At 33.4% G+C, this 18,332-nt stretch carries 19 protein-coding genes and 9 tRNA genes; 11 read left to right on the top strand and 17 right to left on the bottom strand.

Going from position 1 to position 18,332, the window contains the following annotated elements; all coding sequences use genetic code 11:
* The first annotated feature begins 372 nt into the window (after window positions 1-372).
* The 5 genes from SHYC_RS11860 (at window position 373) to SHYC_RS12625 (ending at window position 2,844) form a co-directional block, all read left to right on the top strand.
* Window positions 373-1,449, top strand: coding sequence for a hypothetical protein (locus SHYC_RS11860; RefSeq protein ID WP_052257825.1), 1,077 nt, complete (start codon window positions 373-375; stop codon window positions 1,447-1,449).
* Window positions 1,450-1,516: 67 nt separating this feature from the next.
* Window positions 1,517-1,747 carry a hypothetical protein gene (locus SHYC_RS05450; protein ID WP_039645132.1) on the top strand — a complete coding sequence of 77 codons (231 nt, stop codon included), beginning with the start codon at window positions 1,517-1,519 and terminating at the stop codon, window positions 1,745-1,747.
* A gap of 65 nt (window positions 1,748-1,812) precedes the next feature.
* Complete coding sequence (locus tag SHYC_RS11855) at window positions 1,813-2,025, top strand: Arm DNA-binding domain-containing protein (RefSeq protein ID WP_052257824.1); 213 nt, start codon at window positions 1,813-1,815, stop codon at window positions 2,023-2,025.
* An 86-nt stretch (window positions 2,026-2,111) separates the two neighbouring features.
* A complete protein-coding gene (locus tag SHYC_RS12130) occupies window positions 2,112-2,705 on the top strand; it encodes a tyrosine-type recombinase/integrase (RefSeq protein ID WP_158484652.1) in 594 nt (197 codons plus the stop codon).
* Window positions 2,692-2,844 carry a site-specific integrase gene (locus tag SHYC_RS12625; protein ID WP_111725042.1) on the top strand — a complete coding sequence of 51 codons (153 nt, stop codon included), beginning with the start codon at window positions 2,692-2,694 and terminating at the stop codon, window positions 2,842-2,844. The genes SHYC_RS12130 and SHYC_RS12625 overlap by 14 nt, the downstream gene beginning before the upstream one ends.
* A 185-nt stretch (window positions 2,845-3,029) precedes the next feature.
* Here the strand turns inward: SHYC_RS12625 and SHYC_RS05440 are convergent.
* The 13 genes from SHYC_RS05440 to hemE form a co-directional block, all read right to left on the bottom strand.
* Window positions 3,030-3,118, bottom strand: a tRNA-Ser gene (locus tag SHYC_RS05440).
* A gap of 48 nt (window positions 3,119-3,166) precedes the next feature.
* A tRNA-Glu gene (locus SHYC_RS05435) sits at window positions 3,167-3,238 on the bottom strand.
* Window position 3,239: 1 nt separating this feature from the next.
* Window positions 3,240-3,314, bottom strand: a tRNA-Asn gene (locus SHYC_RS05430).
* A 9-nt stretch (window positions 3,315-3,323) separates the two neighbouring features.
* Window positions 3,324-3,397 (bottom strand) — tRNA-Gly (locus tag SHYC_RS05425).
* Between the two features lie 13 nt (window positions 3,398-3,410).
* Window positions 3,411-3,483: transfer RNA gene (locus SHYC_RS05420), tRNA-His, on the bottom strand.
* Between the two features lie 12 nt (window positions 3,484-3,495).
* Window positions 3,496-3,568: transfer RNA gene (locus SHYC_RS05415), tRNA-Phe, on the bottom strand.
* 9 nt (window positions 3,569-3,577) lie between these two features.
* A tRNA-Asp gene (locus SHYC_RS05410) sits at window positions 3,578-3,654 on the bottom strand.
* Between the two features lie 8 nt (window positions 3,655-3,662).
* Window positions 3,663-3,736 (bottom strand) — tRNA-Met (locus SHYC_RS05405).
* Between the two features lie 100 nt (window positions 3,737-3,836).
* A tRNA-Glu gene (locus SHYC_RS05400) sits at window positions 3,837-3,911 on the bottom strand.
* 166 nt (window positions 3,912-4,077) lie between these two features.
* A complete protein-coding gene (locus SHYC_RS05395) occupies window positions 4,078-4,623 on the bottom strand; it encodes an RBBP9/YdeN family alpha/beta hydrolase (protein WP_231912818.1) in 546 nt (181 codons plus the stop codon).
* 91 nt (window positions 4,624-4,714) lie between these two features.
* Entirely contained in the window at window positions 4,715-6,118 is a 1,404-nt protein-coding gene (gene hemY, locus SHYC_RS05390) for a protoporphyrinogen oxidase (RefSeq protein WP_039645129.1), read from the bottom strand.
* 13 nt (window positions 6,119-6,131) lie between these two features.
* Window positions 6,132-7,055 carry a ferrochelatase gene (hemH, locus tag SHYC_RS05385; RefSeq protein WP_039645127.1) on the bottom strand — a complete coding sequence of 308 codons (924 nt, stop codon included), beginning with the start codon at window positions 7,053-7,055 and terminating at the stop codon, window positions 6,132-6,134.
* A 22-nt stretch (window positions 7,056-7,077) separates the two neighbouring features.
* Entirely contained in the window at window positions 7,078-8,121 is a 1,044-nt protein-coding gene (gene hemE, locus SHYC_RS05380) for a uroporphyrinogen decarboxylase (protein ID WP_039645125.1), read from the bottom strand.
* 196 nt (window positions 8,122-8,317) lie between these two features.
* Between hemE and SHYC_RS05375 the strand changes: the two genes are divergently transcribed.
* Entirely contained in the window at window positions 8,318-8,848 is a 531-nt protein-coding gene (locus tag SHYC_RS05375) for an antibiotic biosynthesis monooxygenase family protein (protein WP_039645122.1), read from the top strand.
* Window positions 8,849-8,895: 47 nt separating this feature from the next.
* Here the strand turns inward: SHYC_RS05375 and ecsB are convergent, their stop codons facing one another.
* Complete coding sequence (ecsB, locus tag SHYC_RS05370; RefSeq protein ID WP_039645120.1) at window positions 8,896-10,110, bottom strand: ABC transporter permease EcsB; 1,215 nt, start codon at window positions 10,108-10,110, stop codon at window positions 8,896-8,898.
* Complete coding sequence (gene ecsA, locus SHYC_RS05365) at window positions 10,107-10,844, bottom strand: ABC transporter ATP-binding protein EcsA (RefSeq protein WP_039645118.1); 738 nt, start codon at window positions 10,842-10,844, stop codon at window positions 10,107-10,109. The genes ecsB and ecsA overlap by 4 nt, the downstream gene beginning before the upstream one ends.
* A 128-nt stretch (window positions 10,845-10,972) precedes the next feature.
* On the opposite strand from ecsA, the gene SHYC_RS05360 reads away from it, so the two are divergent.
* From SHYC_RS05360 to SHYC_RS05340, 5 genes are all read left to right on the top strand, one after another.
* The gene (locus SHYC_RS05360; RefSeq protein WP_039645116.1) at window positions 10,973-11,401 is read left to right on the top strand and encodes an HIT family protein; all 429 of its coding nucleotides are present in this window, start codon (window positions 10,973-10,975) and stop codon (window positions 11,399-11,401) included.
* A gap of 79 nt (window positions 11,402-11,480) precedes the next feature.
* Window positions 11,481-11,837, top strand: a complete 357-nt coding sequence (locus SHYC_RS05355; protein ID WP_039645114.1) for a YtxH domain-containing protein — start codon at window positions 11,481-11,483, stop codon at window positions 11,835-11,837.
* 99 nt (window positions 11,838-11,936) lie between these two features.
* Window positions 11,937-12,467: an HTH-type transcriptional regulator Hpr gene (locus SHYC_RS05350; protein ID WP_039645112.1), complete on the top strand. Its 531-nt coding sequence runs from the start codon at window positions 11,937-11,939 to the stop codon at window positions 12,465-12,467.
* 52 nt (window positions 12,468-12,519) lie between these two features.
* Window positions 12,520-13,059, top strand: a complete 540-nt coding sequence (locus SHYC_RS05345; protein WP_039645110.1) for a DUF3267 domain-containing protein — start codon at window positions 12,520-12,522, stop codon at window positions 13,057-13,059.
* A gap of 212 nt (window positions 13,060-13,271) precedes the next feature.
* Window positions 13,272-14,240 (top strand): foldase protein PrsA, encoded by a 969-nt coding sequence (locus SHYC_RS05340; RefSeq protein WP_039645108.1) that lies wholly within the window; start codon window positions 13,272-13,274, stop codon window positions 14,238-14,240.
* Window positions 14,241-14,441: 201 nt separating this feature from the next.
* On the opposite strand, the gene yhaM is transcribed toward SHYC_RS05340, so the two are convergent.
* Together yhaM and SHYC_RS05330 are read right to left on the bottom strand one after the other, a co-directional pair.
* Complete coding sequence (gene yhaM, locus SHYC_RS05335) at window positions 14,442-15,383, bottom strand: 3'-5' exoribonuclease YhaM (protein WP_039645106.1); 942 nt, start codon at window positions 15,381-15,383, stop codon at window positions 14,442-14,444.
* 18 nt (window positions 15,384-15,401) lie between these two features.
* Window positions 15,402-18,329: an ATP-binding protein gene (locus tag SHYC_RS05330; RefSeq protein WP_039645103.1), complete on the bottom strand. Its 2,928-nt coding sequence runs from the start codon at window positions 18,327-18,329 to the stop codon at window positions 15,402-15,404.
* Between the last annotated feature and the right edge of the window lie 3 nt (window positions 18,330-18,332).

Below are 18,332 nucleotides of genomic sequence, written 5' to 3'. Positions count from 1 at the left end.
GGAACAATTTACACAAAAGAAAATATGAGTGTGTATAAAAAACATGAAACGCTTGCTGAAGAAATCGCACATCATAAAATTACATATGGAAACATCTTAGATCAGTCAAAAATTCTAAACAGAAAATTTGAAAATTACGCAAGACGAAAAGCTTACGAATCAGTAATAAGCATTCAAGGGATTATAGATGCTTACGAAAATGGAGTACACAACTTGCATGAGATGTCTCTTTTTTTGAGGTCACAGAAGGTTTTGTGCAAGACACTATAAATCATTACAAACAAAAATATGGTTTAATGGTTCGCTATAAAAATTACAATATTTGTTTTGAACCTTTAACAATATATAAGGACATCCAGGGGAGGAATTATGATGAAATTTAAATTGTTAGCTGGCTTAATGTTTATCTGTTTGGTACTTTTATCGGCATGTGGCATGAGCGAAGAAGATAAGGAAAAGAAATTTTCAGATGCAACCAAAAAGTATGTGAAAGATATTACTAAAACTTTCAAAAAGATTGACGAAATTAAATCTGAAGACCCTAACGTGATTAGCAAAGAGGCAAAAAAGGCTTCTAAAGAGATTGATAAATCATACAAAGATTACAAACAAGAAGTTGATAAAGAATTATTGAAAGATTATTATGATCGTGAAGAACTTGACAAAACATTTAAATATATTTATGAAATTTATTCAGATTTGTATATGAGACTTGATAATGTAGGGTCTATTGATGGCGTTTCTAAAGAAGCTTATTTTAAAATAGCAGTTAAAGACATTTATATAGCTCAAGAAAGTTTAGGGAATTTAAAAGTAAATATTGAAAATGTAGAAACTAGAAAAATTCTAGGAAAAGAGCAAAATAATAATTTATACAATATCCTTCACACTAAAGAGGAAGAACAAGAAGAGTTAATCAAAGCATTTGCCTTGTTGCAAAATAAAAATCATATTATTAACGATACAGATAAAATACCAAAACGAGATATGGTTAAATTAAATAAATACTCTAAAAACAACCACACTCGAACAGTGTCTGCTGCTGAATTTAATGAACTTGTTGACGAAGTTAATAAAAGATTGGATAAAGATTCACAGATTAGTCGTGTTGATGACGAAGTTAATGTATATGTTTACAATATTCTTATGGAAATAAACAATGTTTTGACTGAAGTGCATAATGAAGAAGTAGAAGCGAGAGATAATGCAGAGATGGCGAAGTACGAAGCAATGGAAGATGAAGCCGAATCTGATATAAATTCATCTGAATTTGAGGGTACATCAGAAGAATCAGACAGTGATAGTAAACAGTCAGCTCGCGAGGCTGAATTAGAAAAAGAATACTTTGACTTATCAGACAAAATGAACCAAGATGGCGTATCAGACACTGATTTAAAATCAATGGAACAACGTCAAAATGGAATTTTAGATGAGGTTAAACCCTATTAAGATTAATAATACTATTTTCCATCATAAAAAAAGTAACATATACAAAAAAACTAAAGGAGACTATTAAATGAAATTTAATAACTGGAACATTATCTTTGAAGGTAAAGATGACTACGATATATTGACTAACGATAATAAAATTATTTTAATTCAAAACTTTGAGAATGTGGAAGCAGCTTTAATAGTTAATGATAATTCAGTACAAATAAAACAAGTAGGTTATACAAACGACATAACTATTAAAGCTGAAACTAAAGAAATCGTAATTAATGTAGTAGACGTCTTTGACGAAGAATAACTAAATAATACTGGGTACCCCACGTACCCTTATTATTTTTTTACTTTTTTTGAGGAGGAAACAAAATGTATGTAACAAAACGTGGTAATAAATGGCAATATGACTTTAGATTAAACGGAAAACGTCATAGAAAAAGCGGATTTAAAACAAAAAAAGAAGCTATCCAAGCAATGAACGCAACATATAATACGTTGAACAAAGGCAATAATTTATCATCCGATATGCCGTTTATAGACTTTTTGAAAACTGGATTAAAATTCACAAAGCCCCCTATTTAACAGATAAGTCATTGAAAACTTATTATAATGCCAAAAATATATTCGAAAAAAAATTCGGTAATATGCCTCTTAATAAAATTAATAGAATGAATTATCAAGAATTAATCAATGATTACGCAGAAACCCATACTTCTGAATCTGTTAGGAAATTAAATTACTGTTTAAGGTCTGCATTATCTGATGCCTTTTACGAAGGTATGATAGCTAAAGACCCTACTTATAAAGTGATTGTGCAATGTAAAAAAGAAGCTCAAGCGGAAGGAGATAAATTTATGCAATTGTCTTATTTCTATAAATTAAAAGAGTTTTCCAAAGAAAAAGAACAGTTATCATATTTATTTATATACTTATGTATAGTGACTGGTGCTAGATTTAGTGAGGTTCAAAAGTTAAAGTATCAAGATCTTAATTTAACTGATGAAACTGTGCATATTAGAGGTACAAAAACTAAAAATGCAGATCGCATCATAAAAATTACTAAAGAAGATATTAAACATGTTAGAAAGGTTTTAAATAATTTCCCCAACAATATACAAGGTAATATATTTACAACTGGTGCTAACCTCATAACACATAATACAGTGACAAATGTTTTACAGAGGTTTTGTATAGAAAATAAGTTAGGTAATTACCACACTGCATTCCCTAAGACATACCCATTGCTCAATGCTAATTCATAACGGAATTTCTATATATTATATTTCTAAAAGATTAGGACATGCAGATATAACAACTACCCTATCAATTTACAGCCATTTGTTAGAAGAAACAAAAAGTGTGGAAGAAAATAAAACATTAAAAGCCTTACGTAGTATGTGATTCAGGAAATTTTGGACACAACTTGTGACCAAAAATTAATATTCATCTAAATTTGTGCCATTTGTGACCACATAAAACCAAAACAAATATTCACAAATATTAGACAAAATAAAAAAGAAACACTGATGTATCAATGTTTCTAAAGGTTTTGGTTATTCAAATATTAACAGATATTTTTAAAGTAACGGAGAGTGAGGGATTCGAACCCTCGAGACGCTTGTGGCGCCTACACACTTTCCAGGCGTGCTCCTTCGGCCAACTCGGACAACTCTCCAAAGATATAAACAAAAAAATCAGAAGCGATGTTTCACTTCTGATTATATGACCCCTACGGGACTCGAACCCGTGTTACCGCCGTGAAAGGGCGGTGTCTTAACCGCTTGACCAAGGGGCCATGGCTCCACAGGTAGGACTCGAACCTACGACCGATCGGTTAACAGCCGATAGCTCTACCACTGAGCTACTGTGGAACAATAAAATGGAGCGGGTGATGGGAATCGAACCCACAACATCAGCTTGGAAGGCTGAGGTTTTGCCATTAAACTACACCCGCATTTAGCGATATGGGCGGCTGATGGGAATCGAACCCACGAATGTCGGAACCACAATCCGATGCGTTAACCACTTCGCCACAGCCGCCGTGATTGAAAGTGGTTCAGGACGGAATCGAACCGCCGACACAAGGATTTTCAGTCCTTTGCTCTACCGACTGAGCTACTGAACCATATTAAAATGGCGGTCCCGACGGGAATCGAACCCGCGATCTCCTGCGTGACAGGCAGGCGTGTTAAACCGCTCCACTACGGGACCTAAAGTAATTGCGGGAGGCGGATTTGAACCACCGACCTTCGGGTTATGAGCCCGACGAGCTACCGAACTGCTCCATCCCGCGATAATGTTATTTAAAATCAGCTACCTTTATATCATAGCAATTATTGTAAGGAATGTCAACACTTTTTTAAATTAATTTTAAAATTGTAAATAAAATTAAATGGTGACTCCTACGGGACTCGAACCCGTGTTACCGCCGTGAAAGGGCGGTGTCTTAACCGCTTGACCAAGGAGCCACAGCGCTAAATCCCTTAAGGACTTTCTTAGTATATAGTCAGATTATTAAAAGGTCAACGCTTTTCCGCAAAGAAAATGTGTAATTTAGAACTCATAAGGTAAAAAGCCTACAATTAGTTTCAAAGTATTAACATTTCTTTATTTATCATCTAAAAAATCGCATACTCAATCTAATTTTTGAATAATTTTTTGTTTAAGGAAATTAAACGACTCAAAACCATCTTCCTGACAAAAATGTCCCCCTTCTTCTTTCACGTACAACTTTGCACCTAATACGTCACTGAGTTTTGCTGTATAAGAAAAAGGCACAATAGTATCATTTTTAGCTGCAATACAAAAGCGGTGGTTGAGTTTTAATTTTAGAGATTTATAATCAATTGATTGATCGACAAATTCATTTAATTCTGGCATATGCGGTAGACGATCTTTAAACCCTGAGACAAGTGCTACACCACCAATTGATGAAATGTCTGCATCATATAAAAATTTCAAGGTTGTTATGACTCCCAAACTATGTGCTACAAATAAAGTATCGTGATTGAGTTGTGTTACTTGCTTTCTCATTGCATCTAGCCATTCATCTATTTGAGGTGTATCTGGATTTGGAAATTTAATCACCTTTACATCATGTCCCTCAATTTCTAAAACATTTTTTAACCATTGAAACCAATGTTGATTAGGATCTGCATGATAACCATGTGCAATATACACTTGAGTCAATTAAATCATCCCCTTTTATTTTACAAATTAAAAATCAGCAAAACATTAGCATTAAGGCCAAGTCCTGCTGATATCATTATTTTTATGTTTGAATTCTAGGAATCAACCTCTGAACTGCATCTTGTGCTTGTTGGATACAGTCTGGTAACCCCACCGCTTCAAATGGCGCGCCAGTAATTTGAAGATGTGGATATTCTTTATAAATGTGTTCTTGAATACGTTTAATATTATGAATGTGACCAACATGATATTGTGGGCTCGCATCAATCATTTTATTGACAATTGTAAAGTCAGGTTCTCCATAAAATGTCATCATTTTTGACAAATCTTTTTTTGCGATTGCAATGAGTTCTTCATCCGAGCGCGTCTTCACAATATCATCACCAGGTTTTCCGATATAAGCCCTAATAAGTACTTTCCCTTTAGGTGTTGTATGTGGCCATTTTTTTGTCGTCCATGTGCAAGCTGTAATGGATGTATTACTTGTTCTAGCAATAACAAAGCCAGTCCCATCATGTGTATTTTTAATATTTTTTTCATCAAAACCAAGTACGATTGTTGCGACTGATGAAGCTTCAAGTTTTTTAAAATAATCAAAACCAGGATCTGTTTCAAACCATTTATGAAAAACGTGATGCGGTGTCGTCACAATTACCCCATCAAAAAATGTGGAGGTCTCATTCGATGTAACAACATTGTATCCTTTTTGTTCTCCAATAAGGTCTTTTACAGGGGTGTTATATTTAAATTGTACATGGTGGTTCATTAACCATTCTTCTAATTGTGAAATAAAGTGATATAAACCATGACGAAATTGTTTGAATTGTCCTTGAGGTCCCTCTGTATTGTGTTGTTCCTTTTGTTCCCGGTGCAAACGCACATTTTGCATCCCTTTCATAATACTGCCGTGTGTTTCTTCTAACGTTTTAAAATTTGGAAATGTACTCATTAAACTTAATTGATCGATATCTGTACCATAAATACCACTCAATAAAGGTTCAATCAGATTTTCTAAAATTTCGTCTCCTAATCGATATCTAAAAAATGCGCCTACAGAAATATCGTCCTTCATAGGAATTGGTTTGCGTGTTAAATCTTTTAATGCACGTATTTTCCCTTTAAATGAAATCAGTTTCGTTGTAATAAAAGGTTTAATATCGGTAGGTATTCCTAAAATAGAACCCCCAGGAACCGGATACAATTGATTACGTGCAAATATAAATGACTGTCCTGTATGATTAGTAATGATATCTTTTTCTAATATCCCAACTTCTTTTGCTACATCCGTCATTATCGTTTTCCGACCTAAATAAGATTCCGGACCTAATTCTATGGTATACCCATCACGTGTCACTGTTTTAATTTTACCACCCGGAACATCAGAAGCTTCATATATTGTGATGTCGACATCTGGATAATGTTTTTTAATAAAAAACGCACTTGATAAACCTGTAATACCTGCACCTATAATTGCAACTTTTGTCATTGATTTCACACCTCTAACCCAATTTTGAGATTTCGTCTACGATGGCACCTATGAAAAGTGGATGTGTATCTGGCATAGGCGGTCGATGATACATTGCCCCTAGCTCTTCACATACAACGCGACATTCATAATCGTTGTCGTAAAGGACTTCGAGGTGTTCAGCTACAAAACCTACAGGTGTATAAATAAAATGTTGATATTGCTTTTGATGATAAAGCTCACGTGTTAAATCTTGCACATCAGGTCCTAACCAAGGCGTACCTGTATTCCCTTCAGATTGCCACCCTATTGCAACATGCTTAATTGCTGATTGTTCTTTGAGCGCTAAAGCTGTATTTTCAAGTTCTTTTGGATACGGATCATTACTTTCTATAATCATCTTCTCTGGCAAACTATGTGCAGATACGATTAACATCGTTTTATCATGCTCTTCTTGAGGTATATTTGCTAAAATTTCATTAATTCGCATCGTCCAATATTCGATGAATTTTGATTGGTCGTAATAGTGTTCTACATGACGAAGCTGAATGCCAAACTCAGCTGCTTTTTTATCTGCACGCTTATCATATGAACCAATTGAAAAGTTTGAAAAATGTGGCGCAAGTACAACTGTTACCGCTTCAGTAATACCATCACGATACATGTCTGTAATCGCATCTTCAATGAAAGGATGTATATGTTTTAATCCGATGTATAATCGATACGTTACATCGGATTGCTGTTCATTTAATGTTTCACAAATTGCTTTAGCTTGACGTTCGGTAATTTTCGCAAGTGGCGAAAGCCCCCCAATTGCCTCATAACGAGAAACTAAGTCGTTTAACTCTTCCTCGCTAGGTTTACGACCCCGTCGGATATCCGTATAATATGGTTCAATATCACTCTTTTGATACGGAGTACCATAAGCCATTACTAATAAACCGACTTCTTTTTTCATCCAAATCCGTCCTTTTTCAAGTCTATTTTAATTTTTCCCCTGTATAATCATGTACAAATTTTGATACCCGTTGTAACGTTTCTGGTTTTACTTCTGGAAATACACCATGTCCTAAATTAAAAATATGTGTTCCGTGTGCTAAACCTTGGTCAAGTATCGGTTTTAATCTTTCTTCAATCACTGCCCATGGCGCCAATAAAATACTAGGATCGAGATTGCCTTGCACCGTTTTCTTAACACCTAATGCCTCTGCTTCTTTAATGGATGTTCTCCAATCTAAACCTAATACATCTATTGGAAGTGCATTCCATGATGTAATTAGATGGCTTGCACCTACACCAAATAAAATGACAGGAATATTAAACGCTTTGATTCCTGCAACTAATTTATCCATACACGGTTTAATATAGTAGTCGTAATCAGCTTGATTTAATGCACCTACCCAGGAATCGAATACTTGTATTAACTGTGCGCCAGCTTCAACTTGCGCGCCAACATAAGTGATGGACATATCACTTAATGTATCCATTAATTTGAACCACGTTGCTTCATCACTATACATTAAAGCTTTTGTCTTATTATAATTTTTAGAAGGTCCTCCTTCAATCATGTAACTCGCCAATGTAAATGGCGCGCCAGTAAAACCAATGAGAGGTACATTTAACTTTTCTGACGTTAATAACTTAATCGTATCTAATACATATGGCACATCACGTTTGGGATCAATTTGTCCTAATTGCTCCACGTCAGACATTTGACGTATAGGATTTGCAATCACAGGACCTATGCCACTTTTAATGTCAACATCTACACCTATAGCCTTTAAAGGTGTCATGATATCTTTGTATAGTACTGCTGCATCTGTGTCATATTGTTCTACGGGTAAGGCAGTTACATATGCACAAAGTTCTGGTTGATGTGTAATTTCAAATAGAGAATATTTTTCTTTTAGTTTACGATACTCAGGTTGCGAACGCCCAGCTTGTCGCATAAACCAAACAGGCGTGTGTTTGATTTGTTCCCCTTTTATCGCTTTTAAAATCGTATCATTAAACGGTGTAACCATGAGAACCTCCTTAAAAACTTCATTCTTATCAACTATAGCATATTTACTATATATACCGCTTACAAGGTACTCAAATGTCATAAAAGTTTAAAATCTAAAATTGTACTTTTACAATGTATTCAAATGGGTAATATAAATTGTGGTCTTTTACCGTAAAAAAAAGTATAATAAGTTCAATATTAAGGAGGGAAACACCATGAAACTATATATCACTTATGGTACGTATGGTTATATACACCAAATTCAACTTAACAATAAAGATAGAAAGTTACTGATTTTTTCATCTGATGATCGTTCTGTATTAATAGATGAAACTGAAAAAGAAAGTGTTTTCCAACAACCTAATGCTTTTCGTTCACTATCTCGTGTTGGAGACATTTCAGAAAATGATTTCCAAGCAGTCATTTCTATCCCCACTTCCGAAGACCATAAATATCAATTAGAAAAAAAATTAGATGCTTATTATCCTACGTTATCTGATTTTGAAGGATATAAAAGTTTTAGATTACTTAAACCCTTAAAAGAAAATGTATATAAAGTGATGTTTGGTTTTGAGTCTAGAACAGCGTATGAAGATTTCAAAAAATCATCCGTATTTAGAGAAAACTTTTCAAAAGAAGCTGTACGCTCTTTAGCGGGAGTGACAAGTGCACACAGCTCTTATTTAGAACGCTATTTCTATCCTATTTCGGAAGAAGACATTATAAATCAAGAACAATATGAATAATAACAAAGAGGAAACGGCGTGCTTGTCACACTTCGTTTCCTCTTTTATTAATCGCGCAATAACGTTTCTTGATATTTTAATTTTTTGATAGTTGCTCTTACTGTTAAAATCCCTACTATAAAAAAGACAACTACTGCATAGGCATATTGTAAGTTTGAAATCATAAAAGTAAGGCTTAATACTATGCCAACAACAACAACTGTGTGATATAAAAATGTTTGATATCCTTGTATCACCTTTAAATCAGATACCGGCCACACTTGTGGCCATATACCATAAGCTTCTTGTGTATAAAATTGCGACATTTGTAAAATGATGATATACATTCCTAAACTACCAATAATCAAACTAACAATAGGTTGATGTAACCATATCATTAAAGATGCGACAATTATACCTAATCGTAATGTTAAATGAAATGCATCTTTACCTCGAAGAAAGTGCCGTTTGAACAAATATAAATACATTGTATCACTCGTCATTTGCTTCGGTTTACGCAAAAATACATCCAAATATTTACGTCTAGAAGATGGCGCAGTTAACCCTTTTACATCTGTAAACATGTTTACAAATTTATAATAATTCGCTTGATGTTGATGTGCTTGGTTCACCATAAAATACCATGGAAAACGTTTTTTAGTATTCATATTTTTCAACAATATGATGAGTCCAATAATAAAAAGAACGCTTGCAAGCCCCATGTATGATTTGCCGTCTATCCAAACATAATAACCAGATAAAATTAATATAAATAACAGTAAATTAATAGACCAATTTTCCAGTCCATATAGATACCATTGCCAACGTAACATGAGTCCTAAAAAAGGTAAAAAGAGTGCTAAAATGATAAGCACAATAAAGTGTAACGTATCGTTAGGATATAAGGTATGGAATAATGGATAGAATATGATAAGCATAATGATGTGTAATGGTAAACGTGACAAATAACTAGATAGTACACAACGTTTCATATAATACATCATATTATTTTCAAATGGGAGTAAAAAAAGTTGGTCTGCTTCAAGCAAACGCGTTTTTAATGGAAACAGTGAAGTCAAACTTAATAATATTGACATAATTAGTAAATAGTTAATACCTTTTGGAATCGCACGCAACCATTCACCGTAACCTAAAATGAATGCGCCTAATAAAATGACAAGGAATACTGAAAAGTGACCATTAAAGATAAATTTATTGTAATAGCGTTTTTCTTCAAAGTCTTTTCGTTGTCTTGACCGATATAATGCTTTTACATTATTCATAATGACGCTCCTTGATGTGTCACTTTAATATAAATCTCATCAAGTGTGTGATTTGGCATTTGTGTTTGTTGGCGCAATTCATCTAAATCTCCCATAGCAACGATTTGACCTTGATCTAAAATGATAAATCGATCACAATACCTTTCAGCGGTTGCTAAAATATGTGTACTCATGAGTACTGTGCGGCCTTCATGTTTTTTTGACTCCATTAAATCGAGCATCGCTTGTATGCCTAATGGATCAAGACCTAAAAAGGGTTCATCAATAATGTATAAATCTGGATCAACAATAAACGCACAAATAATCATCACTTTTTGTTTCATCCCTTTAGAGAAATGGCTTGGAAAAATGTCCAATTGGTCTTCTAAGCGGAATGATTTTAATAGTGGTATTGCACGCGTCATTGCAGTGTTAACGTCAATGTTATATGCCATCGCAGTCATTTCGATATGTTCTTTCAATGTTAATGTATCATAAATGACAGGTGATTCAGGAATATAAGATAATCGACGACGATATGCTTCAATATCATCATTAATATTTATATTAGAAATCGACATTTCCCCTTCCGTTGGTGTAAGCAATCCTAAAAGATGTTTAATTGTTGTACTTTTACCTGCGCCATTTAATCCAATTAAGCCAACAATTTCTCCAGGTTTAAGTGAAAAGTTGATATTTTTTATAATCGGTGTTTTTCCATAACCACCAGTTAAATTAGTAACTTGTACAGTCATTATCCTGCACCTCCGTGAGATTTATTGTACATAAAATAAATAGATTTTGCTATTTATAAACGCTGTTGAAACGTTACAGAATGATGAACTAATGCTATAATGATTAAAAAATGATAGGAGCGAAAATAATGGCTGAAACAATTTTTTCAAAAATTATCGATGGCGATATTCCAAGTTTTAAAGTTTATGAAAATGACTATGTCTATGCTTTTTTAGATATCTCACAATTATCAAAAGGACATACCTTACTTATACCGAAAAAACCTTCAGCAAATATTTATGAAACAGACGCTGAAACGATGAAGCATATTGGTGAAGCGTTACCTATCGTTGCGAATGCGATAAAAGAAGCTTTCAATCCAGATGGCTTAAATATAGTACAAAATAATGGAGAATACGCATCACAATCTGTTTTTCATATTCATTTTCACCTCATTCCACGCTATAAAAACGATATAGATGGTTTTGAGTACCATTGGGAAACGCACGAAGATGTGTTTAATGATGAAGCTAAAGCTAGTATAGCGAAACAAATTGCAAATAAAATACAACAATAAATCGCACTACAACAATTTATGCATAAATATCAGTTATAATGGGTATGAAATATTAAAAGTGCTTCAGAGGAGGAAAAGTATGAGAGCCTTACAAATTACTTTAGGCCTTGCTGCAGGTGTTGCAACTGGACTTGGCGTCGCGTTAATGAAACGTGACAGTGGAACACGTATCGAAAGTACAACTGTAGAAAAACCTAAATCAGATTTAGAAAAAGAAATCAACAATATTAAACGTAGTTTCAGTGATATTTTAAGCTATGTGAATGACATTAAAACGGAAAGTCAAACTGTAGCCGGCTCAATTGGAGATGAAGTTAAAACAATGATTGGTGAATTCCAATCAGATATCGATCCTAATTTTAAAAGATTACAGTCTCACATTGAAAATTTACAAAATCGTGGCGAAGAAATCACAAATTTTCCATCCAAAAAGTAAATTTGTAGTGTTTATCAAAGAATTATTCGATATAATAGTATTAAAACATGATACGGTGAGTATCATGTTTTTTTATAGTTTGAGAAAGGAGCAATGCGCATGACTGATAAACAAAAACAAATTGAAAGTATCCTTTTCACTCACAAAGCAGCCATGCTATCTAAAGTGATTTGGAAGAATGCGGAACGCGATTGGCAAAACTGGTTACGCAAATCAGGAATAACAATGAATGAACACCTGATTTTAATGACAATATATGCATTTGGTCGTGTAACAATTTCTGATATTTCACGTTATGGTGTGATGCATGTTTCAACAGCTTATAACTTTGCTAAGCGACTTGAACAACAAGGACTTTTAACGCTTGAAAAAGACACAAACGATAAGCGTAATACTTATATACATTTAACAGATAATGGTAAGAAGCTCATCGAGGAAATATTTGAACAATATAACATCGATAATAATACTGTATATCAAGCTTCAGAACAATTTAGTGAAGAAATGTTCCATAAGCCTAACTTTAGTGACGCCCATTATTTAGTTGCCAAAATGCATGGCAAGGATTTTATCGATGATGTTAATGCTTGTCACAATCATTTAAGAAAACATTTGCTTGACGTTGAGTAATCGAAAGTAGATAATACAAGTTATCTATTAAAAGTTTAAAGGAGTATGCATGATGTTGAATTGCTCGCGCTCAATAGATATACACTCGCGATTTGGGCTACCACGTATTGCTTTTATTAGTTTTGTTACGATGGTTATTACATTTTTTATTAGTTTTGAAATTTTTCATTTCAATAATAATGTAAGGTTAACTGACGAACATTTTTTTCTATTTCTGGTCTTATTAATACTTTTATATCCTATTCATAAAGCGATACATTTAATGACAGTCATCCCATATGTAAAGTATTTTAAAATACATAAGTTGGTGCGTAGTCGATGGTTGCCGTTTTACAATATTTATGTGGATAAACCGATACGAAAATTTTATTTTTGCATTTGTTTATTAATGCCCTTAATCGTGATTACAATCTTGATGATTTTAATTGCAAGACAATTCCCAGAGTATGGACATTATGCAATGTTCTTACTGGCTTTAAACGCAGGTTACTCTGTCATGGATTTACTTTATTTGAAAATCATCATCTTTTCAAGACAAGGCGATTATATAGAGGAACATATATATGGCTTAATGATTCTCGAAAAAAAATAAACCATGTTAAACTTACTCTTTTCAATGTCAAATTAAATATCTTTTAATAAAATCTATTACAAAACGTAGTATTTAAATCTTAACCTTAAATAAGATTTAAATACTACGTTTTTTCTCGTAAAATAGTCTTAGATATACCCTTCTTCGTTGGTATGATACATACAATATGGTAATATTATCAGTGATAATTTAAAAATAAAGGAGCTAACACGATGAAGAAAGGTTTACAAAAAATGATTATTCCCCTCACAGCCAGTGCAGTAATTTTAGGGGCCTGTGGGAACGACACACCAACATCTAAAGATCAAACGCTCATTTCTTCAAAAGCTGGCGATGTAAAAGTAGAAGATGTGATGAAAGAAATTGGTAAAGATCAAATTGCGAGTAACTCATTCAAAGTGCTTTTAAGCAAAATCTTAAAAGATAAATATGGTGAGAAAGTAAATAATGATGATATCGAAAAACAAATTGATAGTGAAATCAAAAAGTATGGTGGGAAAGATCAATTTGAAAGCCTTCTTAAACAGCAAGGTTTGACAATGGAAAAATATAAAGAACAACGTAAAATGATGGAATACCAAAAAGCATTGTTAAATGAAAAAGTCGATATCTCTGATAAAGAAATAAAAGACAATACCAAGAAAGCCTCTCACATCTTAATTAAGGTGAAACAAGATAAAAATGATAAAGAAGGGCTTTCTGACGAAGATGCCAAAAAGAAAATAGAAGATATTAAAAAGCAACTTGATAAAAACCCTAAAGATTTCGACAAAATTGCAAAAGACGAATCTATGGATTCAAGTAAAGACAAAAATGGTAGTTTAGGTTATGTCGTAAAAGGTCAAATGGTTAAACCTTTTGAGAAAGCTTTATTCAAGTTAAAAGACGACGAAATTTCGGATGTTGTTAAAACAGACTATGGTTATCACATTATCCGCGCTGACAAACCAACTGATTTTGATAAAGAGAAATCAAAATTAAAAGAAAAGTTCATCCAAAATAAACTCCAAGAAAAACCTGAAATCTTAACAGATGCATATAAAAAGTTATTAGATGAATATAAAGTTGACTATAAAGATAGCGATATCAAAAAAGCAATAGAAGATAACATTTTAAATCCTAAAGCGTTAAAAGAACAAGCCTCTCAAGGTGGACAAGGACAACAAAATATGGGAATGTAATAACATTAATCTGTCGACAAAGTAACACGCTTTGTCGACATTTTTTTAAATCGGTCCTTCCTTATATGTATACCGTTTTCACTTAACTCATATTATAAATATATGTTTTCACACGTAATATATGTACACATTTATCGCTCCTTTTACATAAAAAAAAACAACAATCTTAAACTGATGTTTTAGATTGTTGTTTTCCCTCATTTAGTCTAATTTTTCAGGTTTATAAAATTGACGATTTTCTAAGCCAAATATACGTTCTGTAAATTGACCCTTCTCAATCTTTCTAAATGCTTTGTCAAACATATTCATTCGCGCATCGATGTTATCTATAAAATGTAATATTTCTGCTTCTTTAACATGAGGTAATTTAGGTGAACCGTATTCCAATTTACCGTGATGAGATAGAATTAAGTGACGTAATAATAAAACTTCTTCACCTTCAATGCCTAATTCTCTAGCCGCTTCAGCAACTTCTTCACTAGCTATTGATATATGGCCAAGTAAATTCCCTTCTAGCGTGTAACTCGTAGCGATAGGACCAGAAAGTTCTCTCACTTTCCCCATGTCATGTAAAATAATGCCGCTATATAACAAACTTTTATTTAATTCAGGATATATACCGCATAAGCTTTTTGCAATTTGTAACATCGTTAATACATGGTAACTTAAACCACTGACAAAGTTATGATGGTGGGAACTTGCTGCAGGATACGTAAAAAATGCCTCTTCATGTTTTTGGATTAAGTGCCGTGTGATACGCTGTAAATGCGCATTTTCCATTTCGAATATAAAAGATTGAAGTTCTGATTTTATATCGTCAACTGGCATCGGTGCACCATCAATAAAGTCTTGTGTTTTCAATCCATCAGCTTCTGTCGCAACTCGAAACTGATTGACCTTCATTTGTTTTCGACCACGGTAATTGATAACGTCACCTTTTACATGAATAATTAACTCTGGTTTTAAAGTGGCCATATCTTCTTTCGTAACCGTCCAAACTTTCGCTTCAATTTCACCACTTTTATCTTGAAGATGTAACGTCATATAATCTTTACCTTGAGCTGTGACCCCTTGTGTTGCCTTATGGACAAGGAAAAATTGATCGACGGCATCTCCTGGCTGTAGCTTTTCTACATTTCTCATATTAAAACGCCTTTCTCACTATTGTTTCTCTATTTTTTCAAGCGTAACCAATTGCTTAGATGGAATATGGTTATCCTTAGCGCACGTAAAATATAAGACTTGATACGCATCAGGTAATGTTCTTAAAAACTTCATCATACGTTGACGTCTCGTTGCATCAAAATGTACAAAAGCATCATCAATTATAATTGGTAATGAATAGTATGGCTTTAAGATTTTTATTAGACTTAAGCGTAATGAAATGTATAATAATTCTTTCGTTGATTGACTGAGCTCAATCGGTTGATACATTTGACCATCACGGTGTTTGACCATTACTTGTTCATTTTGATACGTCACTTGAACATATTGACCAGCGGTTAACGCATTGTAAATTTGCGTCGCTTCATCTACTACTTGAGGTAAACGCTTATCTTTAATTTGCTTAATATGTTCATCAACAAGCGCTTCTAAATAGCTTAATGCTGCCCAATCTTCTGCTGTAGCATTGAGTTGGTTGCGCAATAATTGATAACGGTGTCGTAGATGACGTAATGTGTCATCTGTTTCCATATGATTAATTTGTGCGTTTAAGTCGCTTACTTCACTTTGAAGTGTCAAATAACGCTGATTGTAATCATCGATTTGATTTGATAATTTTTCATAATCATCTTGTAATTGAGCAGTCGTTTTCTCACTTAATTTTGAGCTTTCATCATAACCATAATTTTGATTTTCTAGGTAATGTGTTAAATCGTTAAATCGAGATAAACGCTGATGATATGTTTGGTAATTATCGTGATGTCTATAATAACTTTCTTCATCAATTGCACCAATAAAGTTAAACAATTTTTGAATAATAGATTTGTTTTCATTTAATCTATGTGTCAAATGTTTGAGTTCTTTTTCAAGTAACGTGATCTGTTCATGATTTCGTTGATGCTGAATGCGATTACTATTTATACGCGCTATCCACTCTCTCACGTCATGAAAGAGTGCTTCGTTATCGGTTTCAGGTAATGCTTCCGAAACTTGTTGATGCGCCTCTTCATAAAAGGCTTCAATCGATTGACTTAATTGTTGTTTCTTTAATATTAATGTTTGTAAATGGGTATGATGCTCTTTAATTTGATGTATCGTCATCATCGCATCAATTAACAAATCATCTGATAGCTTCTCTGAAACATGCATATCCACTTTAGCTTGTTTAATTTTTTGTGTTACTTGCTGCAAATCAGCTTCTGATGCTTCCAATTGCTGAGCAATATGTTTTTGCTTAGTGTTTAATACTATAAATTGTTGTTCACGTTGATGGATTTGGTCTCTTAATTGATATTGATCAGCCAAATCAAATTTAAGATCATACTCTTTTTCTAAACGTGCAACTTCTGTTTCTAGTTGATTTATTTCTTCGGAAAAACGTTCCGTATGTCCTTCAGCTTTTGTTTTAATCGCAAAACAACCAATTACAAAGATAACAGCTAAAACCGCAAATACAATACTAAATAACATTGTTTGAGATACAAAAGAAAAAACTGCAAGTCCTACAGAAATAATTGCTAAGATAATCATTGCAATCCGTAAAGACTTTTGTTGTTTCTCTTTTTGATATTGTTCTGTTTCAAAAGCTTCTTTCATTTTCGTGAAAAGATTTTTCTTTTCTCTTAACTCTAACGCACGTTTATCATATTCTTTTTTCTTTGCAAAATTTTCATCTGACACAAGTTGACCTTTCAATTCTTTAATTTCTGATTGTGACGATTGCTGATCAACTTGTAAACTTTCATAACTGTGCTGTAATTGTTGCACCGTAGCGTTTAAATCACGCTTTTCTTTTAAGGCATCACTTAAATCACTTTTTTGTATATCAGAAGTGTCCACGTTAGTATCAATTTCCTGCCAACCAATATTTGACATTAAACCATCAATTTGACGCTCTGTATGTTCAATTTCACGCTCAGTTTGACGTAAATCTAATGTACTTTGCTTAATTGATTCTTCTTTTTTAGCAATGTTTTCAATGGATTGAATCAATGATTCGGAAGGTAGATATAATTGCTCATTTTCATGTGTTAATTGTTGGTACTTTTCATCTCGCAAACCAATATCTCGTTTTAATTGTTCCGTTTGGAATTTAGCATTTTCATACCGATCAATACCTTGCTCTGGAAATTCTAGTGGTTCCACATTGAGGTCCGCCTCTAAACCTTTCCATTCTTGTACTTGATCATGCAAAGCGATTTCTTTTTGTTTTGTTTCAAAAAAGCCAGTTAATTGATTCAAATTTGTTTTAACGTGTTCTAATCTTCTGGACGCTTTATCACGTTCATCAGTTAATCGTTGATACGTTTCTAATTTAGCCGATTCATCTCGTATTTGTGCTTCAAGTTGTTTTAATGCTTCAACTTGTCTATTGATTTGAGGATTTTGCCCTGACTTTTTATACAGTGCTTGTTTCTTTTGGTGAATCAAGTCGCGCATACCAATAAATTCTGTTGAACCTAAAGCGCCTGCTTGCATGAGATAATTTTGAAGCTGTTGTTCATTCATATTTTGGTGAATATCTTGTAATCCCATCACGCTAAATGAAAAGATATCTTGATATGTACGTTTATTAATAAAATTTAAGTTTTGTTGAAGCCAAGTTTCATCTTTAATTGCACCATTAGGTAAAAATACTTTCACATCACCTTGTGCACGTCCTTTAACACGTTCAACATCTACAAGTGAACCATCGTCCATCAATAATGTGACGCGTCCACCGTAATGATTTCCCATCCGCGGCTCTAAACGGGGCTCATTTTCACGTTTTGTAGGAAAACCAAATAATATCGAATGGATAAACGCTTGCAATGTCGATTTACCTGCTTCATTTTCACCATAAATTTCCGTAAATTGAGTGTTAAATTCAACTTTACGTTGGACAAACTGACCATAGCCATAAATTTCTACAGATTTTATTTTCATGGT

Origin of the sequence: Staphylococcus hyicus (genome assembly GCF_000816085.1) — a bacterium.
In the GTDB taxonomy this organism is placed as follows: domain Bacteria; phylum Bacillota; class Bacilli; order Staphylococcales; family Staphylococcaceae; genus Staphylococcus; species Staphylococcus hyicus.
Note: the sequence above shows the minus strand (reverse complement) of the source record. Positions and strands in the feature narration are given on the sequence as shown.